This is a genomic window from Enterobacter cloacae complex sp. CDL013 (assembly GCF_049238805.1).
GTDB lineage: Bacteria > Pseudomonadota > Gammaproteobacteria > Enterobacterales > Enterobacteriaceae > Enterobacter > Enterobacter hormaechei_C.
The window spans coordinates 535,184-559,688 of sequence record NZ_JBMKGT010000002.1; the positions used below are offsets into that span (position 1 = coordinate 535,184).

33 protein-coding genes and 3 pseudogenes are annotated in these 24,505 nt (G+C 54.8%); 8 read left to right on the plus strand and 28 right to left on the minus strand.

The window, feature by feature from the left end; genetic code table 11:
• Window positions 1–14: 14 nt before the first annotated feature.
• A complete protein-coding gene (gene yodD, locus ACOTXD_RS05460) occupies window positions 15–242 on the minus strand; it encodes a YodD family peroxide/acid resistance protein (RefSeq protein ID WP_017383339.1) in 228 nt (75 codons plus the stop codon).
• A gap of 128 nt (window positions 243–370) precedes the next feature.
• Here yodD and dsrB point away from each other — a divergent pair, with 128 nt between their 5' ends.
• Window positions 371–559: a protein DsrB gene (gene dsrB / locus ACOTXD_RS05465; RefSeq protein WP_003859583.1), complete on the plus strand. Its 189-nt coding sequence runs from the start codon at window positions 371–373 to the stop codon at window positions 557–559.
• A 99-nt stretch (window positions 560–658) separates the two neighbouring features.
• On the opposite strand, the gene rcsA is transcribed toward dsrB, so the two are convergent.
• The 14 genes and pseudogenes from rcsA to fliF all read right to left on the minus strand — a co-directional run bounded on the left by rcsA (window position 659) and on the right by fliF (window position 12,181).
• Complete coding sequence (gene rcsA, locus ACOTXD_RS05470; protein ID WP_003859584.1) at window positions 659–1,282, minus strand: transcriptional regulator RcsA; 624 nt, start codon at window positions 1,280–1,282, stop codon at window positions 659–661.
• A gap of 290 nt (window positions 1,283–1,572) precedes the next feature.
• Window positions 1,573–2,365 (minus strand): annotated as a pseudogene (gene fliR / locus ACOTXD_RS05475) (flagellar biosynthetic protein FliR); the annotation flags it as partial.
• A gap of 6 nt (window positions 2,366–2,371) precedes the next feature.
• Window positions 2,372–2,641: a flagellar biosynthesis protein FliQ gene (fliQ, locus tag ACOTXD_RS05480; protein WP_003859587.1), complete on the minus strand. Its 270-nt coding sequence runs from the start codon at window positions 2,639–2,641 to the stop codon at window positions 2,372–2,374.
• 10 nt (window positions 2,642–2,651) lie between these two features.
• Window positions 2,652–3,389: a flagellar type III secretion system pore protein FliP gene (gene fliP / locus ACOTXD_RS05485; RefSeq protein ID WP_003859589.1), complete on the minus strand. Its 738-nt coding sequence runs from the start codon at window positions 3,387–3,389 to the stop codon at window positions 2,652–2,654.
• Window positions 3,389–3,763, minus strand: a complete 375-nt coding sequence (gene fliO / locus ACOTXD_RS05490) for a flagellar biosynthetic protein FliO (protein ID WP_003859591.1) — start codon at window positions 3,761–3,763, stop codon at window positions 3,389–3,391. Before fliO ends, fliP begins: the two co-directional genes overlap by 1 nt.
• Window positions 3,764–3,765: 2 nt before the next feature.
• A complete protein-coding gene (gene fliN / locus ACOTXD_RS05495; protein WP_003859592.1) occupies window positions 3,766–4,179 on the minus strand; it encodes a flagellar motor switch protein FliN in 414 nt (137 codons plus the stop codon).
• Entirely contained in the window at window positions 4,176–5,180 is a 1,005-nt protein-coding gene (gene fliM, locus ACOTXD_RS05500; protein ID WP_003859594.1) for a flagellar motor switch protein FliM, read from the minus strand. Before fliM ends, fliN begins: the two co-directional genes overlap by 4 nt.
• Before the next feature lie 4 nt (window positions 5,181–5,184).
• On the minus strand, window positions 5,185–5,655 hold the full coding sequence (gene fliL / locus ACOTXD_RS05505) for a flagellar basal body-associated protein FliL (protein ID WP_003859598.1): 471 nt from the start codon (window positions 5,653–5,655) through the stop codon (window positions 5,185–5,187).
• 106 nt (window positions 5,656–5,761) lie between these two features.
• The gene (fliK, locus tag ACOTXD_RS05510) at window positions 5,762–6,976 is read right to left on the minus strand and encodes a flagellar hook length control protein FliK (protein ID WP_061856566.1); all 1,215 of its coding nucleotides are present in this window, start codon (window positions 6,974–6,976) and stop codon (window positions 5,762–5,764) included.
• Window positions 6,973–7,416 carry a flagellar export protein FliJ gene (gene fliJ, locus ACOTXD_RS05515; RefSeq protein WP_006811155.1) on the minus strand — a complete coding sequence of 148 codons (444 nt, stop codon included), beginning with the start codon at window positions 7,414–7,416 and terminating at the stop codon, window positions 6,973–6,975. Before fliJ ends, fliK begins: the two co-directional genes overlap by 4 nt.
• A 21-nt stretch (window positions 7,417–7,437) precedes the next feature.
• Complete coding sequence (gene fliI / locus ACOTXD_RS05520; RefSeq protein WP_045330340.1) at window positions 7,438–8,808, minus strand: flagellar protein export ATPase FliI; 1,371 nt, start codon at window positions 8,806–8,808, stop codon at window positions 7,438–7,440.
• Entirely contained in the window at window positions 8,808–9,515 is a 708-nt protein-coding gene (fliH, locus tag ACOTXD_RS05525; RefSeq protein ID WP_045346618.1) for a flagellar assembly protein FliH, read from the minus strand. Before fliH ends, fliI begins: the two co-directional genes overlap by 1 nt.
• Window positions 9,508–10,506 carry a flagellar motor switch protein FliG gene (gene fliG, locus ACOTXD_RS05530; RefSeq protein ID WP_003859608.1) on the minus strand — a complete coding sequence of 333 codons (999 nt, stop codon included), beginning with the start codon at window positions 10,504–10,506 and terminating at the stop codon, window positions 9,508–9,510. The genes fliH and fliG overlap by 8 nt, the downstream gene beginning before the upstream one ends.
• On the minus strand, window positions 10,499–12,181 hold the full coding sequence (fliF, locus tag ACOTXD_RS05535) for a flagellar basal-body MS-ring/collar protein FliF (RefSeq protein WP_045617692.1): 1,683 nt from the start codon (window positions 12,179–12,181) through the stop codon (window positions 10,499–10,501). The genes fliG and fliF overlap by 8 nt, the downstream gene beginning before the upstream one ends.
• Window positions 12,182–12,409: 228 nt before the next feature.
• Between fliF and fliE the strand changes: the two genes are divergently transcribed.
• Window positions 12,410–12,724, plus strand: a complete 315-nt coding sequence (gene fliE, locus ACOTXD_RS05540; protein ID WP_003859612.1) for a flagellar hook-basal body complex protein FliE — start codon at window positions 12,410–12,412, stop codon at window positions 12,722–12,724.
• Window positions 12,725–12,750: 26 nt separating this feature from the next.
• Here fliE and ACOTXD_RS05545 read toward each other — a convergent pair whose 3' ends face one another.
• From ACOTXD_RS05545 to ACOTXD_RS05605, 13 genes and pseudogenes are all read right to left on the minus strand, one after another.
• Complete coding sequence (locus ACOTXD_RS05545; protein WP_061856565.1) at window positions 12,751–14,046, minus strand: tyrosine-type recombinase/integrase; 1,296 nt, start codon at window positions 14,044–14,046, stop codon at window positions 12,751–12,753.
• Window positions 14,047–14,091: 45 nt separating this feature from the next.
• Window positions 14,092–14,337 carry an excisionase family protein gene (locus ACOTXD_RS05550; RefSeq protein ID WP_014070846.1) on the minus strand — a complete coding sequence of 82 codons (246 nt, stop codon included), beginning with the start codon at window positions 14,335–14,337 and terminating at the stop codon, window positions 14,092–14,094.
• Window positions 14,338–14,397: 60 nt separating this feature from the next.
• Window positions 14,398–14,871, minus strand: coding sequence for a hypothetical protein (locus ACOTXD_RS05555; RefSeq protein ID WP_017693148.1), 474 nt, complete (start codon window positions 14,869–14,871; stop codon window positions 14,398–14,400).
• A 505-nt stretch (window positions 14,872–15,376) separates the two neighbouring features.
• Window positions 15,377–15,595, minus strand: a complete 219-nt coding sequence (locus ACOTXD_RS05560; protein WP_061856564.1) for a hypothetical protein — start codon at window positions 15,593–15,595, stop codon at window positions 15,377–15,379.
• On the minus strand, window positions 15,592–16,629 hold the full coding sequence (locus ACOTXD_RS05565; protein WP_421766382.1) for a DNA methyltransferase: 1,038 nt from the start codon (window positions 16,627–16,629) through the stop codon (window positions 15,592–15,594). Before ACOTXD_RS05565 ends, ACOTXD_RS05560 begins: the two co-directional genes overlap by 4 nt.
• A gap of 18 nt (window positions 16,630–16,647) precedes the next feature.
• Window positions 16,648–16,932: a host nuclease inhibitor GamL gene (gene gamL, locus ACOTXD_RS05570; protein ID WP_126501444.1), complete on the minus strand. Its 285-nt coding sequence runs from the start codon at window positions 16,930–16,932 to the stop codon at window positions 16,648–16,650.
• 7 nt (window positions 16,933–16,939) lie between these two features.
• Window positions 16,940–17,907: pseudogene (locus ACOTXD_RS05575) on the minus strand (hypothetical protein).
• Between the two features lie 70 nt (window positions 17,908–17,977).
• Complete coding sequence (locus ACOTXD_RS05580; protein ID WP_126501442.1) at window positions 17,978–18,187, minus strand: cell division protein FtsZ; 210 nt, start codon at window positions 18,185–18,187, stop codon at window positions 17,978–17,980.
• Window positions 18,184–18,342: a hypothetical protein gene (locus tag ACOTXD_RS05585; RefSeq protein ID WP_164552225.1), complete on the minus strand. Its 159-nt coding sequence runs from the start codon at window positions 18,340–18,342 to the stop codon at window positions 18,184–18,186. Before ACOTXD_RS05585 ends, ACOTXD_RS05580 begins: the two co-directional genes overlap by 4 nt.
• Entirely contained in the window at window positions 18,339–18,563 is a 225-nt protein-coding gene (locus ACOTXD_RS05590) for a hypothetical protein (RefSeq protein WP_103883404.1), read from the minus strand. Before ACOTXD_RS05590 ends, ACOTXD_RS05585 begins: the two co-directional genes overlap by 4 nt.
• A gap of 158 nt (window positions 18,564–18,721) precedes the next feature.
• Window positions 18,722–19,114, minus strand: coding sequence for a hypothetical protein (locus ACOTXD_RS05595; protein WP_174719944.1), 393 nt, complete (start codon window positions 19,112–19,114; stop codon window positions 18,722–18,724).
• A gap of 117 nt (window positions 19,115–19,231) precedes the next feature.
• Entirely contained in the window at window positions 19,232–19,420 is a 189-nt protein-coding gene (locus tag ACOTXD_RS05600) for a hypothetical protein (protein WP_063840717.1), read from the minus strand.
• A gap of 756 nt (window positions 19,421–20,176) precedes the next feature.
• A complete protein-coding gene (locus ACOTXD_RS05605; protein ID WP_023300413.1) occupies window positions 20,177–20,869 on the minus strand; it encodes a LexA family transcriptional regulator in 693 nt (230 codons plus the stop codon).
• Window positions 20,870–20,996: 127 nt separating this feature from the next.
• Between ACOTXD_RS05605 and ACOTXD_RS05610 the strand changes: the two genes are divergently transcribed.
• From ACOTXD_RS05610 to ACOTXD_RS05635, 6 genes and pseudogenes are all read left to right on the plus strand, one after another.
• Complete coding sequence (locus ACOTXD_RS05610; protein WP_001514164.1) at window positions 20,997–21,248, plus strand: transcriptional regulator; 252 nt, start codon at window positions 20,997–20,999, stop codon at window positions 21,246–21,248.
• Between the two features lie 29 nt (window positions 21,249–21,277).
• Complete coding sequence (locus tag ACOTXD_RS05615; RefSeq protein WP_126501602.1) at window positions 21,278–21,823, plus strand: toxin YdaT domain-containing protein; 546 nt, start codon at window positions 21,278–21,280, stop codon at window positions 21,821–21,823.
• A gap of 11 nt (window positions 21,824–21,834) precedes the next feature.
• Window positions 21,835–21,912, plus strand: a pseudogene (locus tag ACOTXD_RS05620) (replication protein); the annotation flags it as partial.
• Window positions 21,907–22,053, plus strand: a complete 147-nt coding sequence (locus ACOTXD_RS05625) for a hypothetical protein (RefSeq protein WP_164552230.1) — start codon at window positions 21,907–21,909, stop codon at window positions 22,051–22,053. The pseudogene ACOTXD_RS05620 and the gene ACOTXD_RS05625, both read left to right, overlap by 6 nt.
• A 52-nt stretch (window positions 22,054–22,105) precedes the next feature.
• Entirely contained in the window at window positions 22,106–23,131 is a 1,026-nt protein-coding gene (locus ACOTXD_RS05630) for a replication protein (RefSeq protein WP_241237793.1), read from the plus strand.
• The gene (locus ACOTXD_RS05635; protein WP_126501606.1) at window positions 23,128–24,501 is read left to right on the plus strand and encodes a replicative DNA helicase; all 1,374 of its coding nucleotides are present in this window, start codon (window positions 23,128–23,130) and stop codon (window positions 24,499–24,501) included. The genes ACOTXD_RS05630 and ACOTXD_RS05635 overlap by 4 nt, the downstream gene beginning before the upstream one ends.
• Window positions 24,502–24,505 lie beyond the last annotated feature (4 nt).

Sequence of the window (24,505 nt, forward strand, 5' to 3'; positions counted from 1 at the left end):
GGATTTTTTTCGTCTTAGCGGTTCGTCTCCGAGACGCTAAAGTCATGGATATCCAGCTCGAATGCTTCAGCCAGTTCACGGTAGGTATGGTAATCCCGACCATTGACCACGACACGGTCTGAATTATCCTCCGCGCGATGAACTTCGGACTCACTAATTTCATTGATGGCGGCAAGCAGGGCATCGACATCCACTTCAACCTCACGCTTAATGGTGTCGCTGTACTCTTTGTCAGTCTTCATGGCGGGCTCCTCATTTAACCGTCTCAACAGCTAAGTATAGACCGCACACAAAAACGCCATTCGCGCCAGGCGGCGATGCCAGGCAATGTAATTTGTTCTACACTGGCTCAAAACCACAGGAGGAATGTATGAAGGTCAACGATCGGGTAACCGTCAAAACGGACGGTGGGCCGCGCCGCCCGGGCGTGGTTCTGGCAATAGAAGAGTTTAATGAAGGCACAATGTATCTGGTGTCGCTGGAAGATTACCCGCTCGGCATCTGGTTCTTCAACGAACTGGGGCACCCGGATGGGATCTTTGTGGAAACGGCGGAATAGGGCGGCGTCGGGGGCGTCTTCTCCCCGGCTCCGGCTGCTTAAAAGCAAAATCTCTGGCCAGGCCAGAGATCAAGGTAGGGTACAACATGGCCGTGCAAATTAGCGCATATTAACGAAAATCCCATTCGTCACATTATCTGTCAGGCGTACGACATGGTATATCACTTGCTTATTATGCGTTTTAATTTTCCTTTTAATATTTCCTTTGTGTGACGATACTGTTTTTGCCTTGATATTCATCTGGTCTGAGATCTGAATTGTCCCTTGTCCAGCCATCCACATTCTTAGCATACTTGATTCAGTTCTGCTTAATGATAGGGTGGGTAAGTTAATCGCCCCTACATTCTTAACTTCTTTATTCAAATAATCGCCCAGAATGTCATCAAGTGACTCTGGTTTAATCGATTTCGAGCTGATTAATAAGTTTTTACGCACCAACAAATACTCATCGAAATGAATATTGGCGATCGCCATAAAAACAATAAACAGGGTCTTAGGATGCTGATTAATGATCTGCTTAATGTGCTGACTGTTAGCGGGGTCGTGAATGAAACAGTCCTCATTAATAAACACCACGCCGGGCTTGTGGGCGTCACAAGCGGCTGCGAGTTCTTCAACGGTGTGTGCATCGTTGATGTCTCTCTTTCTAACCCCTCTGCTTGCTAAGTACCCGGTTAACCCTAGCCGGGTGTAGCTGCATAAATCCATAATGATCGTTGACATGGCATACCCTCACTCAATGCGTAACGATAATTCACCACCTGCCTGAGAGCTCATAAACAGCCATACGGGATGGAAAAAATCTAATAAAACCTGTGAGCATGACAAAGACTTTCAGGCGAACTCACTATCCCGTAAAGTTACGTATAATTTGCCAGGAATCATCTTAAAGTAAAGTAAATATTAAGTATTGTGAGGTGGTTAGAAACATTTAAACCGCGTCAGATATATCCTGGTAGATGTTTTTCGAGATTATTTTTAGGAATATCCTCAGAAAGACATTGCAAACACTGCGGGTTATTATTTGCGTGGAAGTTCGCTAACAATATCCGCTAACAGATTGAATATCTCACTGAATAAATGTTCGCAGAAGGGGGCGATAAGTGGCATCAATAATGACATTAATAAAAGGCCAACCGTCAACGTCACCGGAAAGCCGATGACGAATACCGACAGCTGCGGAGCCATTCGGTTGAGTAAACCTAATGCGAGGTTAACGGTGAGCAGCAGGGTAATGATCGGCAGCGCCAGCATCAGCCCGTTGAGGAAGATCAGCCCGGCAGCCCTCACCAGCGCCAGAAACGCGTTGCTGTTGACCGGGTTGTCGCCAATCGGCAGCGTGTGGAAGGTGTCCACCAGCATCGAGATGAGCCACAGGTGGCCGTTGAACGAGAGAAACAACAGCATCGCCAGCAGGTCGATAATACGCGCCAGCACGGGCATATTCAGGTGGCTGCCCGGGTCAACGAACGTCGCGAAAGACAGGCCCATTTGCAAACCGATAAGTTCACCCGCCGTTCGAACCGCGGCGAAGGCGAGCTGCATCGTGAACCCGACCGCCACGCCAATCATCACCTGTTGCAGGGCAATCCAGATCGCATTCGGGGAAAAGATCGGGATATCCACCGCCGGCAGGGAAGGGGCAACGATAATCGTGATAACCATGCCCAGCCCAATTTTGACGCGTTTAGGCACCGACTTTTCACTGAGTATGGGGGCGGTGGAGATCAGCGCCATGATGCGCAGCATCGGCCAGAAATAGATCCCGAGCCACTGAACAAATTGATCGCTGGTGAAATGCAGCATCGTCCGTCAGCCGATGATGTAAGGCAGATTGGTGAACAGGTTGCGCATATAGTCCAGCAGCAAATTGAGCATCCATGGCCCGGCAACGATAATCGCCACGAAGACGGCAATGATCTTCGGGATGAACGACAGGGTCATTTCGTTAATCTGCGTGGCGGCCTGGAGAATACTGATAATCAGACCGGTGACTAGCGCAACCAGCAGCAGGGGCGCGGCGACGGCAATCGCGACTTTCATCGCCTCCGTGCCCATCATCATGACCGACTCAGGCGTCATTGCGCGCTCCTCAACTGTAGAAACTCTGCGCCAGCGAGCTGACCAGCAGCTGCCAGCCGTCGACCAGCACGAACAGCATGATCTTAAAGGGCAGGGCAATGGTCGCGGGCGGAACCATCATCATCCCGAGCGCCATCAGAACGCTGGCGATCACCAGGTCGATAATCAGGAACGGAATGAAAATGGTGAAGCCAATCTGGAACGCGGTTTTCAGCTCGCTGGTGACATACGCTGGCAGCAGGATGCGCATCGGCACCGCTTCCGGTCCCTGTAACTCGCCCGTGTTAGCGAGACGGGCAAACAGGGCCAAATCCGCTTCGCGCGTCTGGCGAAGCATAAATTCACGTAATGGCTGAGCCCCCTTTTCCAGGGCAACCTGCATGGAAATTTTATCTTCGCTGAACGGCTGGTACGCCTCGGTGTAAATCTTGTCGATAACCGGCGACATAATGAAAAAGGTCAGGAACAGGGCTAAACCCAGCAGCACCTGATTGGGCGGTGCGGACGGTGTGCCGAGCGCATTTCGCAGCAGACCAAACACAATGATGATGCGGGTGAAGCTGGTCATCATCAGCAGGATCGCCGGGATAAAGGTCAGCGAGGTGATGAACACCAGCGTCTGCACGGACAGGGACCAGCTTTGTCCCCCGTTCGCCAGCGGCGTGGAAACCAGCCCCGGCAGTTGCGCATACACAGAGGGCGCGAACAGGCCCAGGCCTGCCAGCGTAAGGAATAACAAACGGCGCATCAGGATCTCCCGGGACGCTTGAGCAAACTCTTCATAACGGACTGGAAATCCGCAGGGGCCTGGGCGTTAGCCTCCACCGTGGCAGGCGCAGGGGGCAGCGTGTGAAGAACGTTAATGCTGGAGGCGGTCACGCCCAGCACCAGTCGCGCATCTTCCACCTCCACAATGACCACGCGTTCGCGCGGTCCTAGCGGGGTGCTGGCGCTGACCTTCAACCCGCGGGTACCGGCCGTTTTCCCCGCCAGACCGAAACGCTTTGCCAGCCAGGCGGCGATAAGGATAAAGGCAATAATACCGAACAGCGCGCCGCTCACCTGGAGCAGCGGTGAGCCGGGTACGGCGGAGGGCGCGGACAGTGTTGCCTGGGTTTTCATACTTAACGGCTCAGACGACGCATACGTTCGGAAGGGGTAATGATGTCGGTGATACGTACGCCGTATTTATCGGCCACCACCACCACTTCGCCTTGTGCAATCAGGTAGCCGTTGATCAGAATATCCAGCGGCTCACCCGCTAAACCGTCAAGCGCCACCACGGAACCCTGCGTCAGGCGCAGCAGCTCTTTAATGGTCATGCGGGTGCGACCCAGCTCAACGGTGAGCTTGACCGGAATGTCCATAATCAGGTCGATGTCCTGCAACGTGCCGCTGACGTCGCCGCCGCCTAACTGCTGAAAGACCGCGTCTGCCGCGCTTTTCGTCGGCGTCGTTTTCTGCTCGTTTAACGCGTCAGCCCACAGATCGTCCAGTGCTCCGCTGTTTTCATCGGACGGATTGTTCATGTCACTCATTTGGGCTGTTCCTCATTCAGCGAATTCAAAATCGGGTTGATCAAGTGCTCAACGCGTAACGCATACTGGCCGTTAATCGTGCCGTACTGGCTTGTCAGCACGGGTACGCCATCCACATGGGCAATAATGCGGTCGGGTTTATCTATCGGCAAAACGTCGCCGGGTTGTAATTTCAGGATCTGCGATAACCGCATGGAGATGTCGGCAAAGTTGGCTACCAGCTCCAGCTGCGAGTGCTGCACCTGACGCACCAGGTTCTCACGCCAGTTCTGATCTTCGTGACGTGAGTTCTCCAGCGGCGGGTTCACCAGCAGTTCGCGCAGCGGTTCAATCATGCTGAACGGCAGGCAGATGTTGAACTCGCCCGTCAGGTTGCCGATCTCGACGTGGAACGGGGTATTCACGACGATGTCATTCGGGGAGGTGGTGATGTTGGTAAATTTCACCTGCATCTCGGAACGCACGTACTCCACTTCCAGCGGGTTAATCGCTTTCCACGCGTCGCTGTAGGATTCCAGCGCCAGCTTCAGCATGCGGTTAATCACGCGCTGTTCGGTATGGGTAAACTCGCGGCCTTCCACTTTGGTCGGGAAACGGCCATCGCCACCGAACAGGTTGTCCACTGCGATGAACACCAGGCTTGGCGAGAACACCACCAGGCCGGTACCGCGCAGCGGTTTCAGATGGATCAGGTTAAGGTTGGTTGGCACCGGCAGGTTGCGGGCAAACTCATGATACGGCTGAATGCGGATGGCACCGACGGTGATATCCGGGCTACGACGCAGCAGGTTAAACAGCCCCATACGGAACTGACGTGCGAAACGTTCGTTGATGATCTCCAGCGCCTGTAAACGCTCGCGCACCACGCGACGCTGGGTATTGGGATCGTAGGGACGAATATTATCGTCGCCGGTCAGACCCGGTTTCGGTTCGTCACTCTTATCGCTGTCGCCGTTGAGCAGCGCATCGATTTCTGCCTGAGAAAGAATACTGTCGCCCATGTCGTTACCGCAGAATGAAGGCTGTATACAGAACGTCAGTGACTTCCTGCTTAGGTTGGCCGTTTACCAGCGGGGTCGCCAGCGTCTGTTTGATGGCATCGACCAGCTTTTGCTTGCCCACATCGGTGGCGAGCGCGGAGGCATCCTGACGAGAAAACAGCAGCAGCAGACGGCTACGCACTTCTGGCAGGTAGTCGTTCAGACGTGCACGGGTCGCTTCATCTTTCAGACGCAGCGTAATACCCACGTAAAGCACGCGATCCGCATCGCCCAGGTTCACGGTGAACGTATCCAGCGGGTAGAAGACCGGCGCCGGTGGAGGCGGCGCTTCAGCTTTGGCGGCCGCGCTGGAGGGTTCCTGCTGCATACGCCAGTAACTGTAGCCTGCGGTGGCGCAGGCCGCGAGGGTAATCAACACCAGCAGCGGGATCCAGATGGAACGCTTGCTTTTTTTGGTGATAGCGGAGTCTGTCATCTGATACGAGCTTCCTGTTTCGGTACAGCTTAATACGGTGATTATCCCGTGTCCGGCTTAGGTCAAAGCGTGGAAAAGACGGGGATAATCACGTTACCTCTGGCGTTTAGGCAAAGATGTCTACGGCACGGCTGCCGCGCGCGGCGGATTGCAGGGCGGCAGGGGCAGGCAATAACTCTTCACTCTCATCGTTAAACCCGCCATGCTGGCCGGAACGCGAAGCGTGCTGTTGCTGCCCGGATGAGGACTGCTGCTGCCCGGCAAAGCCCTCGCTGCTGACGCTGCTTTGAGAAAGCTGAATGCCGTTTTCCGCAAGCTGCGTGCGCAGGATCGGCAGGGCCGCTTCCAGCGCCGCGCGAACGTGGCTGTGGGGCGAAACCATCTGCAACTGTGCCTGGTTGTCATCCAGCTTAAGCGAAATTTGCACCTGACCCAGATCTTCCGGGTGCAGACGCAGCTCTGCGGTCTGCTGTCCCTGTCTGGTGAACAGGGTGATGTGCTGGCTCAGATTCTGCTGCCATTCGTGCGTGCCCAGCGGCTGGCTTAACACCGGCGCTGTCGCAACGGTAGCGGCAGGCTGTGAAGGCGCCAGGTGACTGACGATCGGGGCCAGCGTCGCGGTTGGGCTGGCGGCAGGCGACGCCGCGCTCGCTACGTCCTGCTTCTCCGCGACGGCGGCGACGGCTGGCGTAACGGCTGCCGTGGCGGGCAGCGAGGTGTCGCTGTCCTGAACCGGCATTTTTTCCTGACCCGTTAACGCATGGCTAAGCGGCTGATGCTGGCCGTTATCCGTCTGGGCTAGCGCAGAGGGGAGGGAGGCACGGGGGGCGATCTCCCCGGTGCTCGCAGGCTGCGTCGCTACCGGGGTGGTGGTCTGCTGGTGCGGTAACATCGCCATCAGCGCGCTTAACCCGGCCAGCTCCTCTTCTTCAGTCGTGGTCTCGCTGTTTGTTTTCGCCTCCGGCTGGGTTAGCGCCTTCAGCGCATCCGTATTCGCGGCGGGTTTCAGGCCGGAGACGAGGCTTTGCAGGGAGACGGCGGTATCTTCACCGGTCAGCGTCTCCTGGCGGGAGAGCAGCTCGGCGATTTTGGCCTGGAGCGTGGTATCACCGTTTTTTTCCTGTGCCGCTGTCGACAGCTTGCTTCCCGCCGCTTTTAGATCGGCCAGCGTCAGCGGAGCATCTTTGCCTTTGCCGGTGGTCTCGGTCAGCGCGCCCGCCAGCAGAGAGAGAAAATCTTGCGCGCCCTCAGCGCCTTTCCCGGCAAGCGTGCCGCCGGACGGGTCGCTGTCGGTCATCAGCAGTTGTTGCATTGTGATCATTCAGGTTTCCTCATTGATGCGCGCTGGGCAAACTCATCCATTTTTTTCTGATCCAGACGGTTTTCCGCCAGGGTCGAGGCTGCAATCTGCCGGTCCTGTAGGGTTTGCCAGGCCTGCAACCGCTGTTTTTTCTCGCGCCAGAAATTCAGCGCGGTATCGACTTTTTGCGTCCACTGGTTAAGCTGCTGGCGATGCTGCTCAATCGCCTTTTCCAGCGTCTGAATAAACTGCTGATAGTTAATCCAGCGCTGGCTACCAATGCCCTGCGTCATGTCGGTGTTAAGGTTGGTGCGATATTCATGCTGATAGTCGATTAACATCTTCAACTGTTCTTCAGCCTGCTGGCACCCGCGTCGCATTGCGCCAAGCTGCAATGCGGCATCATCAACTTCTTTTTCAGCCAGATCTTTCAGCGTTGATAACGCGCTGTTCTGCGCCATGACCTTCGCCCTCCACCTGTGTTACACCTGCGGGAAAATCAGCTCCAGTGCCTGGAGGGAATCTTCCCAGTCGGCGCGTTCAAAAATACCCTGTTGCAGAAATGCCTCCAGCTGCGGCCAGAGGGCAATCGCTTTATCGAGCATCGGGTCGCTGCCTTTGGCGTACGCCCCGACGCTTACCAGATCGCGGTTGCGCTGGAAGCTGGAGAGCAGTTGTTTGAAGTTACGCACGCGGGCGTAGTGTTGCTCGGTGATCAGGGCCGTCATCGCACGGCTGATCGACGCTTCAATATCAATCGCCGGGTAGTGCCCGGCTTCGGCCAGACGGCGCGACAGCACGATATGGCCGTCGAGGATCGCGCGCGCGGAGTCGGCAATCGGGTCCTGCTGGTCATCACCTTCGGTCAGTACCGTATAGAACGCGGTGATGGAGCCGCCGCCGCTGATGCCGTTCCCCGCGCGCTCAACCAACGCCGGGAGCTTGGCGAAGACCGACGGCGGGTAGCCTTTGGTCGCGGGCGGCTCGCCGATGGCCAGCGCAATCTCACGCTGCGCCATCGCGTAGCGGGTCAGGGAGTCCATAATCAGCAGCACGTGCTGGCCCCGGTCGCGGAAATCTTCCGCAATACGCGTGGCGTAGGCGGCACCCTGCATACGCAGCAGCGGCGACACGTCCGCAGGCGCGGCGATCACCACCGAGCGGGCGCGGCCCTCCGTACCCAGAATGTTTTCGATGAAATCTTTGACTTCGCGACCACGCTCACCAATCAGGCCAACGACGATCACGTCAGCCTGGGTATAACGCGCCATCATGCCGAGCAGGACCGATTTACCCACGCCGGAACCGGCAAACAGCCCCATACGCTGGCCGCGTCCCACGGTGAGCAGGGCGTTAATCGGCCGCACGCCGGTATCCAGTACGTGCTCGATTGGCGTGCGTTGCAGCGGGTTGAAGGGTTGGGTGATCAGCGCGCCGGTTTCGGTGGTATCAGGGGAGGGCAGGCCATCGAGCGGTTTGCCGCTTCCGTCCAGGACGCGGCCCAGCAGCGCCGGACCGAGCGGGAGCTGTTTGCCGCTTTGCAGGCCGTCACCGCTAATGTTTTTCGCGTAGACGCGGGCGCCGGGCAAAATCCCTTCCACTTCTTCAAGGGGCATCAGAAACAGGCGCTGACCGTTGAACCCGACCACTTCGCTTTCCACTTCACGCGTCTCCCCCCCGTCCTGCCGCTCAATCACGCAGGTGGCGCCGAGCGGAAGTTGCAGCCCCGTGGCTTCCAGAACCAGACCGGTGGCGCGCGTCAGGCGTCCATAACGACGAACGGATGGCAGCTGCGCCATCTTCGTTTCAAAATTATCAAGCGTGTTAAGCCAGCGCGTAAGGCGAGCGGTCATCAGACGACTCCCGGTGCCGCCAGGCGGCACAGTTCCTGCCAGCGGGTCGCGACGCTGGCATCCAGATCGCCCTCATCCGCCGAGACCTTACAGCCTCCGTGATGAAGTGACGGATCGCCGCGCAGCCGCCAGCCGTGCAGGCTCAGCGTCGCGCCGAGGCTCTCTTCCACGCGCTGCAAATCATCAGGATGAACGCGCAGCTGCGGTTTGCCGCTGAACAGCGGCTCCTGCTGGAGTAGCCCCTGGATCTGCTTAATCAGCGCGGCGTTATCCACTATCGGCGTCTGGCCGATCACCTGACGGGCCGCCTCCAGCGCCATCTGCATCAGGCGCGAAGCAATCACGCTGTCGAGCGCATCCAGCGTATGCTGAAACTCGCTCACCAGCTGCTGCATGCGGGCATGTAGCGGCGCCTGCTGCTGGCGCGCCTGCTCGATGCCCTGCTCTAAACCTTTCGCCAGCCCTTCCTGATAACCCTGTGCGTGCCCGGTCTGACGGCCTTCGTTCATCCCTGCATTGAAGCCCTGTTCGTGCGCCTGCATTTGCATCTGGGCCAGCAACTGGGCGCGCTGTTCCTCTTCACTCAGCTCGGGTTCGCCCGCCCCGGCGTCGCCCTCGTCGGACGACACAACGGCAGGGGTGAACTCTGCGCTGGGAGGGGAGAGGTCGTCAGGCGTCCAGCGCTTCCACGACAGTTCATCAGACATAGGTGTCGTCTCCGCTGCCAATCACCATCTCGCCGGTTTCGGCCAGTCGACGAACAATAAGCAGGATCGCTTTCTGTTCGTTTTCCACCTGAGACAGACGTACCGGGCCACGGTTGGCCAGGTCGTCGCGCAGGATATCGGCCGCACGCTGGGACATGTTGCGCAGGAACTTCTCGCGCAGCGGCTGCTCGGCGCCTTTGAGGGCGATAAGCAGCGATTCGGAGTCCACCTCCTGGAGCAGGCGCTGGATGCTGCGGTCGTCCACTTCGACCAGGTTTTCGAACAGGAACATCTCGTCGATAATTTTCTGCGCCAGCTCGCCGTCGAACTCGCGTACCGCCGTAATAACCGCCTCTTCCTGCTGCGTTTTCATCAGGTTGATGATTTCCGCTGCCGTTCTCACGCCGCCCATTTTGCTGCGCTTGAGGTTCTGGCCGTCGAGCAGGTTGTTCAGCACTTCGGTCAGCTCCGCCAGCGCGGCTGGCTGGACGCCGCCGAAGGTGGCGATACGCAGCATCACGTCGTGGCGCAGGCGCTCGTCGAACAGCGCAAGAATATCGGCCGCCTGGCCCCGTTTGAGGTGGACCAGAATGGTGGCGATAATCTGCGGGTGCTCGTCGCGAATAAGATCGGCGGCGCTTTGCGGCTCCATAAAGTTGAGCGTTTCGATCCCACTGGCGGTGTCGCGCGTTTCGAGAATATCTTCCAGCAGGCTGGCGGCGCGCTCTTCGCCCAGCGCCTTAACCAGCACGGAGCGCAGGTATTCGTTGGCGTTGACGTTGAGGGCGGCAAACTGCTCGGCTTCCTGCTCAAACTCCGCCAGCACCTCGGTCAGCTGCTTGTTAGAGATCTGGCGCACGTTGGCCATCGCCGCGCTGAGGATCTGCACTTCTCGCTGGGAGAGGTGTTTAAACACCTCCGCCGCGCGATCTTCCCCAATGGTCATCAGCAGGATGACGCTCTTATCGGTGCCTGTAAGCGTATTACTCATGTTCGTTACCCATCCAACCGCGGATGACCAGCGCGACGACGCGCGGATCGTTATCTGACATTTCGCGAATGCGCTGGCTCATCACCTCTGCGCCCATGCGCTGGTTAGCACGACGCTGCTGCATCTGTTCATCTTTGCTGAGACGAACTTCAACCGCTTCTTCCTCGTCCGGACGCGCGTTCTTCTGTTCCAGCGCGGCTTTCTCGGCTTCAGCACGACGCTGTAGCTGAGGACGAACGCCCTTACGCCACAGCAGCCACGCGACAATCAGCACCAGCAGCCAGCGGCCTGCGGACATCAGCTGATCGAAGAACGCCTGCTGTTGCCAGAACGGCAGTTCGCCACCGGTCTCATCCACCGGGTTGAACGGTGAGTTCACAACGTTGAGGGTATCGCCACGTTTTTCAGAGAAGCCCATCGCTTCGCGGGTCAAATCTTCGATCTGCTTCATCTGCTCCGCCGTGAGCGGCAGCGGTTTACCGTCCGGCAGCGTTTTGTAGTTCACCACCACGGCAACAGAGAGACGCTGAATATCGCCCGTGTTCAGTTTGGTATGGCGGATGGTCCGGTCGACTTCGTAGTTGGTCGTTTCGTTACGGCTGCTGTTACGCGGGCCGGTACTGTTCGCGGTCGAGGTCGTCTGCTGATTCGTTTGCTGACCGTTCTGCGGGTTTGCCGGCGGGGTGGAGATTGGCGCGGCGTTGGCAGGTGCAGGCTGGTTAGAGAGCGCGCCCGGCACACCGCCAGGATACTGGCCGCCGACCTGTTCCGACTCATTGATCTGACGCGAGCGTAACACGGCGCGGGAGGCATCCCCGTTCGGAGCGTACTGCTCTTCGGTTTGTTCTTTATTCGAGAAATCAATCTGCGCGGTGACTTGCGCGTGTACGTTGCTGCTGCCGACCACCGGGCCCAGAATCGCTTCGATGCGACGCTGGAGACGGCCTTCCACATCCGCGGCGTATTTCAGCTGAGCGTCATTGAGATCGCGCCCGGCGGTGTTGGACTGCGTCAGCAGATGACCACTCTGATCCACCAGCGTGACGTTACCTGGCGGCAGACCGGCCACCGCGCTGGAAACCAGGTGCGTAACGGCGCTGATCTGCCCTTCATCCAGCGCACGGCCAGGTTCGAGGTTAACGGTCACAGAGGCAGAAGGGGACTTTTGTTCGCGGACAAACAGGGACGGCTTAGGCATCGCCAGGTGCACACGGGCACTTTTCACCGGGCCTAAGGTTTCAATCGTACGGGCCAGCTCACCTTCCAGCGCGCGTTGGTAGTTAACCTGCTCGCTGAACTGACTGATGCCGAATTTTTCCTGATCCAGCAGCTCAAACCCAACCGCGCCGCCTTTCGGCAGCCCCTGCTGGGCGAGACGCAGGCGAAGCTCGTGCACTTTATCTGCCGGTACTTCAAGCGCACCGCCGTTATCGGCAAAGCGATACGGGATGTTCATCTGGGTCAACTGGGTGACGATGGCACCGCCATCCTGGTCGGAAAGGTTGCTGTAGAGCGTGCGGTAATCGGGGCTTTTTGCCCATAAGACCATCGCGACAACGATCGCAATGGCGGCAGCGCCTGCCACAATCAACGGGATCTTAGGGTTGGCGCGAAGGCGGTTCATCCACTCGAGTGATTTATTCTGTGGCGCTGTCGATGCTGCTGTCGCACTCATTGCGCACCTCTTAAATCCTGGTGGTTTACGTTATTCGTGTAGAGAAACAAAACTGACTCCCGGGTCGGCAAACACGACAAAAGTTCCATACTGATGGCCCTGCCATTATTTGATGATTCGGGATTTTCTATGCGTCAAATAACCTGGTTTTTTAACGCTATTTACCGCCATTATCTTATTGACAAGCTGTTAGTCTTGACCTCGTAAAAAACCATCCAGGGGAGAGTCATGGCTATACAGGGCATTGAAGGGGTACTCAGTCAGTTACAGGCAACGGCGATGACCGCCCGTAATCAGAGCGTGGCTGACCAGCCGCCGGGCGTCAGTTTCGCCGGTCAACTGCATGCGGCGCTGGACCGGATCAGCGACAAGCAAAACGCGGCCCGTACCCAGGCTGAGAGATTTACCCTTGGCGAACCCGGCGTGGCGCTCAACGATGTGATGGCCGATCTGCAAAAAGCGTCGGTGTCATTGCAGATGGGGTTGCAGGTGCGTAACAAGCTGGTGTCGGCATACCAGGAAGTGATGGGCATGCAGGTTTAGGTTAGCTAACCTAATGATATTTAAAATTAATAACCATCCGATCCAACTGCGTGGGGCATGGATGGGGCAAACTCACTTAATTTCTGGTTGAGGATGAGTACCTGGTCCTGGTTATTTTCAGCCATCCAGGATCCGTACACCCGATAAACCATTTGCGCGTCAGTGTGACCCATTTGCTTCGCGATGAAGTTCGGGTTGGCACCGGCAGCTAACGACCAGCATGCATACGTATGTCGGGACTGGTATGCTTTGCGATAGCGAATCCCGGCGCGTCGCATTGCGGCTTCCCACGACTGGTTAATCGACCCCACTGCGTAATGATGCCCGGCACGGCCATTACGTGATGCGATCTGCGGGTTGAACACGAACGTGCACGGATGCACATCAGTACGGCCATACTCGCGCAGTTTCACCTCAACCTGATACTGCTTACCTAGGCGTGTTAGTTCTGCCTGGCTCTTCAGTACGTCGATAGCTGGCTGAATGAGGTTGATGATGCGGTCCGTTCCGGCCTCCGTCTTCGGAAGGGTGAACTCCTTCGTTAACGTGTGGTTCCGGCGGATCATCATCGTACCCGCTTTCAGGTCGATATCTTCCCAGGCCAGCGAAACGAGTTCGCCGTGGCGCACGCCGGTGTAGACGGCAAGAGACCACATGTTTTTCAGTTGCTGGTGGGCGCAGGCGTTAATCATCCTGACAAACTCATCGCGCGTCAGCGGGTCCGGTTCGCAGCGAGACCGCTTAAGCATGGCGATTCCGGTAAACGGATTCACCCGGACATATCCACTATCGGCGGCAAACTTAAACATGCCCCCCATAATCTTCATGTAGTTGTTGACCGTTCTTACGGAACGACCTTTAATCGGCGTTTTCTGTCCCGCCTTCAGGGTGTGATAACCGGTCAGCAATTCCTTTCTGATAAACAGCAGATCTTCCTGCGTCACCGCAGATACCAGCCTGTCACCGCCGATCCTTGGCACCATGTTGCGCGCTATAGATGAATAGCGAGACATCGCGTTGGTGCTGATCTCCATGCGCTTCAGTTCAAGCCACTTATTCGCCAACCCCAGCACGGTGATTTCCTTACTCTCTACGCCAAATCTTTTCAGGTTAGGTGAGTCAGGGAATTGGGCCGCATAGTTGAAGTTGCCAGTTTTAATCGAAAAGCACACCGACGCGCGCAACTCGCCAGCGACCTTTCTGTTTTTTGGTGTATCGGGCACGCCGAGGCTTTCACGAACCCGGCTGCCTTTATAGATGAACCATATGCGGAGCGTACCGCCATGGTTCTCCACGCCTGTTGGGTATGCTGACTTAGCCATTATTCCCTCCTGACGTCCAAGAGCCCGCTAAGCATAAACGGATCTTCATTGGCGCGCACCCGGCTGTTTCTTTGACATGCTCTCAACCCACTGGTCGACAGCCTTACGGTTGTACATGCATTCGCTGTTCTTCTTCGGTACGCCGTCCGGGGAGACATGCAGATATTCCCGTCCGACCATCCAGCATTTTTTGCGGGCCCGCTCGATAGTACCCGGGCGAAGGCCGGTAATCTCTACGAGCTTTTCTTCGGTTACCCAGTCGTTGGGCACAATTAAGGTCATTTCGCTCATGGGTGTCTCCAGGCAATAAAAAACCGCCACAATGGGCGGTTTATTTTCTAACTCTAAATTTCACCGTAACTGTTTTTTATAGAACTCTGATATAGATCGCATTTTTTCCAATGGTACGACATTCGAAAATTCTTTATTTTTCCCATCAATCTTTAAATCTTCAAATATTGAAGGGTGGAGGGAGTATACGAAGTATTCCTTGAAGTTAATTTTCTTCACATTGTTGGTATTTATAAAGAAATCATACTTCAGAAGATGTTTGTAGCGTTTATCAATTCTTTTAATATCTGCAATGGAAAGATAAAGCAAAGAAATTATTCTAAGTGTCTCTCCAATGTTTTCCTCTTTTAAAGGCACTTTATAATTATGTCTTACGACAATTGCATTACATTCATCTGCTTTTTTTGTGAGTGAGTCAATAATTTGCTTATCTAAAGCATCACTTCTATTTTGATAACCTACATAAGCATTGATTGCAGCGGCTATTGCTGCACAAGAGGCTGCAATAGCTGAGAAAGTAGCGGGCTCTAACATTGATCTTCTCTTTTTATGGATGAATATATGTAGTTTACTATAACCATTACCTTATATGAATGTAAGTACGCTTACAACTACTCATAAAGACATTAATATGATGTTTTTTTCAAGTTAGGGCTGCTTATCTTGTCACTTTCAAATCCCATGGTATAGCAGGGGTAGGATATTTTATCAGGATATCTAGCAATGATTACCCGATTGTACGTTGCGTTTAGGATGGAAAACGGTAATGATCTGTTCGTGCATCATTTCTTCAAGAGCACTGACTTGATCGATTATTCATTCATGTTCACACCCAGCTTACTTGTCACGTTGCGTATAACGGCGCTTATACGTAATGCTTGCAGGTGCCGATCGACGAAGCGGTAGGGATATGATTTCCCTTCCGCAGTGGCTATGCATTCTGATTCATTTAAAACATCTCGGACGTAAATCTTAATGAGATGGATTGGATTATCGCCGATTTTGTTGAGGACTAGACGATCCAGTTCTAAATATTTGCTCATTGCTCGGTTCCAAACCGCCCATTTAGGCGGCCAGTTTTAACGACAAACTCCAGGGGGCTAACTCCCAGAGCTTCAATTTTCTTGTGATGCTTGTTGATGATGGGGGGCACAGTTTCGTTCCAGTTAGGCTTTGGCTTCTTGCGCATGGCCTGCTGTATTTCCTCGGTGCAGCGGCGGCAGGCTGCTCGGATGGCGTTTTCATTTGCTGGCGTCATGCGGCCTCCGTCATCTTTTTGAAGGAATGAGCAATACGGGCAGAAGCAATGGTTACGTAATCCGGGTTAAGGTCGATGCCGATGAAGTTAAACCCTTCCTCTATAGCTGCCCGGCCTGTGCTCCCGCTTCCCATCCACGGATCAAGCACGGTACCGCCAGGCGGAGTAATCAGCCTGCAGAGATAACTCATAAGAGCGATCGGCTTAACGGTAGGGTGGTTGTTCTTCGCGCCACTGGTACGCCCGGCACCGGCGCGCGCATCATTAATGCCGACGCTTCCTTCTTTGCGTCCGCCGGTCATGTCGCTGGCTGACGTCGCGATAAATCTCTCGAGGCCTTCATCGCGCTCTTTAGGTTTGACCTTGGCGCAGTAGAAGAAGCGGGCAGCGCTCTTGCTGCTATCGATGCGTGGAGTTGACTCGTGCCGCCGGTCCATTTGCCCATAGCAATTCGCCGCACCCATTTTCGAGCTGGGCTCATTGCCGTTAAGCGCTCCTTGTTGGCCTTTCGCATCCGGGAACGCTGAAACGACAACATCACTTCCGTCGTGAATTATGTTTGCTGGCCAGCGCCCCTCTGGTGCCTGCTCGTAATCGGCAACAGGTTCGGTACCATCGCGCTGGTGTGAAAGAAGACCGCCAGCACCACCATTTAGCGCCTCGTCGGTAGGGATGCGGCAGGCATTGATATTGATCGCCCCGGTACCGTGCTCAGCCATGTTCGCCGACACCGTGTTTTTGAATGGTTTGCGCGCCATGACGATTGGCTCATGGGCTGGTTTCAAGGCGGTACCCGGCATGACCACGTCACGCCATTCACTCTTACCTGTTCTCGAGTCTTTGACGCTCATCGGCACGAGATGGACAGGCTTCAGTAGAGGATCCAACTGGCGGGCGCGGCAGTAATCGAGCGCCATCATTACCGATTCGTCTTTTGCGCCAGGGTAGATACTGTTCTTCAGCGCGCTCCAGGTAGCGACATCGATACCTTTTTCCGCCAGCGTACTCGCTGTGATTGTTAATTCGTTTGCCATCGTTAATCCCCTCAAAAATTAAAACGGGCAGCCGGTACGGTGTTCCCAGTCGTATTCCGCCTGGGCGTAAGCTACTGCCGAAATGAAATCGTTGTACGCCTCGCCAGCTTTATCGCTGCGAAGTCCTTCGTATGGGCTGGAGTCAATCGGTACGGAGAAGTGGAAGAGGCCGGACGGCTCTTTTGGCATCATGTCGATAATTTGCTGCGCCCGGTCGCCGATCCACTTCTCTTTCTCGTCGTCGCGCTGCTGCTCAACCCAGCGACGATCTTCGATTCGGTCGTAAGTGAGGTATGCGTTCATGGTTTCCTCAATATTTGATGTGCGCGTCCTGCACTTTGCCGCCAGCGATCGCCAGCACTGCTTTCTGCGCGAATTCTTCGGGGATGCCCTGAGCAATCAGGTCTGCGTAGACACGACGGTTGACGGTGCGGCGGTGCTCTTTGTCCGCGGCGCGGCGCGCTTCTTCTTCAGCTTTGCGCTGCTCTTCGGCCAGACGGGCGGCTTCTGCCCCTTCCAGGCGGCGGCGCTCGGCGGCAACGGCTTCTTCTTTTTCACGTCGTGCACGCTCTTCTGCTTCCTGCTTCTCACGTGCCGCACGCTGCTCCGCTTCAATGCGCTGGCGTTCCGCTGCTTCAGCACGCGCTTTCTCATCAGCTTCGCGCCGCATTGCAGCATCCAGTTCCGCTTTATGTCTCTCTTCGGCTTCGCGCTTAGCTTTGTCAGCCGCTTCCTGCTTAAGCCGCTCGTCACGTTCACGCTGAGCCTGTTCCGCCTGGAGGCGCTGCTCTTCGCGGTCACGGTCGAAATCCTTATTCATCAGCAGAGCCATTTCGTGGTCCGCTTCGAACTTGGCAGCAAACTCCTGATCGAACTTGATGTTCATCTCCAGCGCTTCGGCATGCATCGCGTTCATGGCTTCTTCAGCCTTAATGCGTTCCTGCTCGGCCTCCCATTCGGTGAGTGGGCGTCGGGTCGCATCACGTAGCTCGTCGCAGGCATCAACGAACCGCTTAATTTCGGCCTCTGCAGGTCGTACAGCCTCTTTCAGGCGCTTGAGGTACTCACGGCCCGGCTTTTCGATTGCCGTCTTGCTGCGGGACACCTGCGCCGCCAGAGATGCGACACGGTCACGGCCCTTCTTCGTGGACAGGTCCGGCACTTCGTTTACTGCCTGCGGATTTGTTCGAGGTAAGCATCAAGGCCGCCCGCTACGTAAAGCACCGGAGCCTGTTCCGGCTTGATTTCGATGACAGTTAAGTCCGTTACTTCGCTCATGGTTTCTCCTGAAATTTGGATGTGCAGATCCCGCCCGCAAAAAGCCAGGCCGATCGGTTGAATAGGGTGGTTAGTGCTGGATAGGGTTGCCGTGACCTTCCAGAAGGACGTCAATAACGCAGTCACTGAGGCGGATAATTTCTGCATCGGTGTGCAGGTATACCCATTTGCGCTCCTGAATGACTGCTGAGACGCGATAGGTGCGGCCTTCATGCATTGCCATCATGCCGGGCGTGACGCACTGGCGAATGAGCGGGGTGGTGCCGTAGTGGTGCATCATACCTTCACCTCAACCTGTTTCAGGAGGCCAGCAACATGAATCTGCCAGCGGTTCAGCGTCAACTTGTCGCGTGGTGCCGATAACGACGTCAGCTGCCACTCGTTATCGTTGAGCTTTTTGGCGGTGTACTGCTTTCCGTTGTGGGTGACTGTCATGACGCCTCCCGGGCGCGGAGCATTTCGTCAGCGATGACGTATGCTGTTTCTGAGACCTTCGCGTAAGCAGTTTTTGCACCAAGAACGTCGATAAGCGATTCCATTTCTTTAGGACTTGATACGATGGACTGCATAGCCTTAGCCGCGAAGTAGTCTCGAATTGTCAAGCCTTCATAACCCTGATTAGGGAAAGCAGGGCCTCCATTATTTTCTCTACTCATAAATCCTCTTGGCCTTATCGCGGCGAACGGAACGGTTAATACAAGACTTCAACGCATTTATTCAGTGTTTCAATGGGCGGTGGATGGCCGCCGGTTGTCATAACTAAGCCGCCTCGGTGAAGCGACTGAGGTATGAAAAAACCCGCCGTAGCGGGTCTTCAGAAATAGTCTTTGTGGTCGTGCATCGCTCGCTGGAGGATCACCTTTGCATCTTCAAAGCTGGCAGATTCAAAAGCCTCTCTTATGGCCTTAGCCAGGCAAGTCGCATCGCTTTCATAGTCATCAGCTCTGCTTTCCCAGTTTGATGCCTCTTCTTCAGCCTCATAAAGGCGATCGCCATACTCGCACTCGAGTTCCTGGCGCACTTCATCACGAAGCTTCTCCTTGATGATTTCGGAGGCTTCTTCAATCGGCATTGTTTCCAGAATCGTCTCTGGCTGATGGGTGCCGTATTTCAGTGAGATGTCAGTAGCAAACATGCAACCTCCAAAAAAATGCCCGCGCGCTGGCGGGCCAAGAAGACTTTTCCAATCCAACCAGAACAGGATCATCGTCTCCTGTGCGGTTGAGATGGCAGTATTACCATCACCAAGCATCGGCGCCCGGTGCTTGAGGTTGGCTCTGTAGTTACCCGCTGACGGGCGTAAAAAAGGCCGCCACTGGCAGCCTTAATCAATTTCTTCAATCGTAATTTTGCAAACGATGGCGTACCGCTTAACCGGGTCACCATCTGCGTCCTCTGGGCGTGCATATGAATCACGCGTCATCAGATAACTGATGATGTCGCTAACCTCTGACATGTCAGGACGCTTCGTAAACAGAGCATCAGCACCAATAATTGCGATTGTCTCTTTCATACTTCACCTCATATGATTTGCCCGCTGATGCGGGAGAAATGCTTTGGTCGGTGTGGTGGATTCGTGGACCGGATTGATCCGCGAGCATCACGAATCAGCTGCCCACCACACCCCAAAACATTCCACTGTGTGCCCCGGAATAATCCGGGGCTGAATGTTGGTTTTCAGTCGTCACTGTTACCTGTTACATAACTCCTCCGATACGGTGCGCCGCGTCGAAAAGGGTGGCAGCGGCTAGCCATTTGAACGTGATGCCCAATCGGGCGTGAAAGATTCTGTGATTCAGCCCAGCCCACTCAACTTCGAATGGACTGGAATAAATCTCTTTGCGCTTCGCACCTCTCATCCCGCCAGTGTTGCCCGTTCCCACGCCTTTATCGCTCTCGCGAGGGGGTAGCCTTCTCACCGACCGGTTCGCCGCCGGTGATACGCCGCATTTTGTGCGTTGGGGTCTAAACAGGATTACCGAGTGCTGTTCCGACTTTGCATGTTTTTAAAAAGCAGGCCACTTGCTGTCCGCCGCTGGCTAACTTCGCTCAGCTGTCGATGTTTCGTTTCGATGGACTAACAATAGCTAAAGCGATTATTTGAGTCAATCGCCAAAACGATATTTATCATCGATAAAGCGATAATGCATTGAGTGTTAAAGCGATATTTTTTTATTTTCTGAAGAAAAAAGTGATAAGGATTTGGTTTTTAGAAGGGGTGAGAAAGAGAGGATGGATCTGCGGACAATAAAAAACCCGCCGGAGCGGGTTATGCGAATCGTTTATAGTCGACTGACTGTCTGAGTAGTACCTTTGCCATGACGTAGAACGCGTCCTCGTCCTCTGGCTCAACGTACCACTTCTCGTAAATGGGGTTGTCGGATATTACTGCGAGACGGTCACGCTGCATCTGAAGTCGCTTAACATGCAGTGTTTTGCCGAAGACGAAGACATATACCCCGTCACCATCAAAATGCGTAACGCCGGTATCAACGAAGATCTGATCTCCAGGCGAAATGGTGCCATCCATACTGTCACCATTAACGGTAATGACCTTAACGTGTGTAGCTGGCCGGTTGCCAAACAGCGCTCGCGCCTGCTCATTTGTGTATTCGATGGCCCGGATAGTTTCAATGAAATCGCTGGTGACCAGTGTGCCCGGCCCAGCACTGGCTTTAACGTCGAGTACATCCACGCGATAAATCCCATTCAGTGACGGCTTAACCTGGTATAGCGCAGTTGACTCCCTGGCGCCACCGGCAGCCATTTCCCCCTCACCAGTAGAAAGCCATTCAGGTCGAACACCAAGTACAGAGGCAATCTCAACGGTTTTTCGAGAGCCTTTAGCATTCTTTAGTAACTTATTTACGCTGGACTGAGCCATGTCGACCTCTTTAGCTAATCGACCCTGTGTATATCCAGCGTTTTCCATTGCCTGCGCTAAGCGCTCCGAGAATCCCATATTCACCTCTGTTAATGACTCCTTTAACTCTATCGCTCAAGCGATTATTTAGCAAAAAATCGCCTATGCGATTGACATTCGCTAAAGTGATAACCATAATCGCTTTAAACTGATAGCTGAGGTGATTATGAAGACCCCAACAGTAGAGAAGAACTCCGCAGTAGAGAAAGCGATCGCCATCGCTGGCAGCCAGAAAGAACTGGCAAAACGTTGCGGCAAAGCCCAGTCCACTATCTGTGACTGGCTTAACGGAAAGAAACGCATCTCCCCGGTTCACGTTCCTGAACTGGTGAAAGCGGTTGGTGGTGAAATCCAGGCTCACGAATTCCGCCCGGACCTGCCGTCCATCTTTCCACACCCTGACAACCATGCCGCTTAACGGCGGCCCTAACCACGAAAGGGAAAGCAATGCATTCACTTGCGTATCAACAAGGTAACAAATTTTCGCCAACGGCGATGATTTACCAGAATCGCCGGGAACCTGATTCCAAGGCGTTAAACATCGATGGGATCCGCGCAGCTGTTCGCGCCTGGGCAGCTGATTGCCGCAGCCGTGAATTTGTCGCCGCTCTGATTGTTGAAGAGTGGCGGGCAACCGGCGGCACAGGTCTTGATATCCCGACCGACTCTCACCGCCAGATGCAGAAGGTTTTCCGCTGGATCGACGGCGACACCGAATATGCGACTAACAACATTCGCCAGCTGGCCCCGGCAATCATGGCCGTCCTGCCGCTGGAGTACCGCCACCGCCTTCTTCCAGAAGACAGCTTTATGTCCCGCTTAGCGCGACTTGAGAAGGAAACGAGCGAGGCGAAAGTGGCCGTTGCGATGAATGCCCCGCGTCACCAGAAGCTCAAGGAACTCAGTGAGGGGATTGTAGAGATGTTCCGTGTCGACCCGGACCTGACCGCGCCGCTGATGGCCATGGTCACTTCGATGTTGGGGGTTATGTGAGAACTACAGAAATGGCGAAAGCCGGTCTGCGCGAACAGAACCGACTTTCAGGTGCAAAAACGAGAGTAGTTGCAGGAGGAATAATGGCAAAAAATCAACGCTATTACCATACCGCTGTTCATAAAAACATAACCCGCGACCGCTTCATCCGCTCGGTTAATCCGATTGTGGCAGAGAAGATGCGCGCCATCCTGGAAGAGCTGAAACGTAAGGAGAGTGGCCGTGGGTAGCCTCGCAAAAGTAATACCTTTCAGACCGTCTGTAACGGTCGTGGAGCGTCAGGTGGCAGATATCGATGATGGGTATACCCGCATCGCTAACGAGCTGCTGGAAGCGGTTATGGCTGCTGATTTAACGGCTCGCCAGCTGAAGGTCGTTCTGGCGGTGATCCGCAAAACTTACGGGTTCGGGAAAAAGTTTGACCGCATTACCAATACCCAGATTGCAGCAATGACCGGCATTCACCATACGCATGTCTGCAAGGCCAAGAACGAGATGATTGCAATGAACATCATCGTTACCAACGGCCTGGCGATCGGGGTGAATAAGGTGATTTCTGACTGGAATTTCAGCATTAGCCAAAATGGCAAATCATTAGCCGAAACAGCTAATGAAACATTAGCCAAGTCAGCTAATACCCATAAGCCAACTCAGCTAAACACAAAAGAAACTATTCAAAAGAAAGAAAGAAAAGATCCCCCTAAATCCCCCCGGGGGGAAAACTCACTCGCTCAGGAGGTGATGGATTACTTCAATGAGCTAACGGGTAGTCGTTGTGCTGCGCTGGCACCTTTTGAGAAAGCTCTCTCCACAGTGAAGAGCAAAGACCAGTGCTACACCGCTGAAGAGCTGAAGCTGGTTATCCGCTGGGCCCATGTGAACTGGGGTCACAGCTTCAAGCCAGAGAACCTGTGCCGTATGACCCGCTTTGATGGATACCTGTCAGACGCCCTGATATGGGCAGATGGTCATGGCAGCAACCCGAAAGCCTGTCCGCACGAAGAGATCATCAAGCTCTGGAATGAAAAATTCCCTTCGAAGGCCGTTTCACTGCATGAGTGGAACCGCCGCCGTCCGGCCTATCGAGACCTGGAAGCTGTGTGGAACGGCAAAACCACCCAGGGCAACTGGCTAGAACTAAAGCACATGGGAATGGCCTTCGAGCTGATTAGCAAGTCTTCCCTGTTCGGCACCAGAGGCGATCAGCCATGGCTGACTCTCGACTGGATACTGAATCCGAAGAACTGGGGATCTGTCTACGAGCAGGCCATCAACGAGCACCGTGAGCGCAAGGGAGTCAAAGCATGAGCCGTTTTATTGATTTATACGTTGAGCAGTCCGTCATTGGCGGAATTATGCTTGCAGCAGGTCGCGCAGATGGCGCCGACATGGCTACCGATGCGATTGAGGGCCTGACTGAGGACCACTTCACAGCAACGCCCCATAAAGTGGCTCTGCGGTCATATAAGCGACTCAACGAATCCGGTTCGAAGATAGACCTGCTTACGCTGACCAGCGATCTTGAACAACTCGGGGTTCTTGAGAGTGCGGGTGGGTTCGCTTACCTGGCTGAATGCAGCAAAAACACTCCGTCTTTCGCAAACCTTGCAGCCTACTGCGAAAAGCTTCGGGAAATGTACCTTGGTCGCCGTATGACCCTGGCGTTACAGGTTGGGATCCAGAAGTTGTCCGAACCAACGACCGAGGGTATAGCAGACATCATTGGCAACATTCAGGCCGACATCTCTGGAATTGAGCACAGCGCTGACTACGGAACTGAACACATCACCACTGGCATCGACATGTCGCTGGAAACAATCCAGGCGATCATCAATGGCGACATCTGGAAATACAAAACAGAGCTGGGTATGTCGACTATCGATAGCGCTTTCGGAGGATTCAACAATACGGATTTTATCGTCGTTGGCGGACGTCCTGGCATGGGGAAAACCATGTTTAGCACCACAGTGACAGAAACCGTAGGCCTGAAAAACAAAAAGCCGGTGCTGTTCTTCAGTCTCGAGATGCCAGTGGAACAAATCTCTGAGCGAGTCGCTTTCCACCGGGCGCGGGTAAGCAAAGAAGAACTGCTGAGCAAGGTTAGCGGGAAAATGGACGAGGCATGGGGGAAGGTTAGTCACTGTATGAAGGAGTTCATCGACTCTACGATCTACATCAATGACAAGCCATCCCTAAGCGTTCACCAGGTGCGTGCTGAAGCGCGCAGAATGAGCAAGAAGCTGGGCGGCTTGGGCGTGGTCATCGTCGATTATCTTCAGAAAATGCGGATGTCAGACCCGGAGAACATGAACCGCAGTGTAGGGGAGATCGCCACTGGACTGAAAAACCTGGCGAAAGAATTGCGTTGCCCGGTCATCGCTCTGGCCCAGTTGAACCGAAACCTGGAGCAGCGCGCTAATAAGCGTCCCGTTGCGGCAGACCTGCGAGAGTCTGGCGTTATTGAGCAGGAGGCGGATGTGATCTTCATGGTGTATCGGGATGAGAAGTACAACGAAAACACCGAACTGAAAGGCATTACCGAAATCATCTGTGTGAAGTCCCGCCATGCGCCGGGGGCAGAAAAGACCTACCACTTCAGCAGCCGCTACTCAGGCCTGGACCCGGTAGATTTCACCTACAGCGGCCAGATGCAACAGGAGGCTGACTATGAGTGCTAAGTCG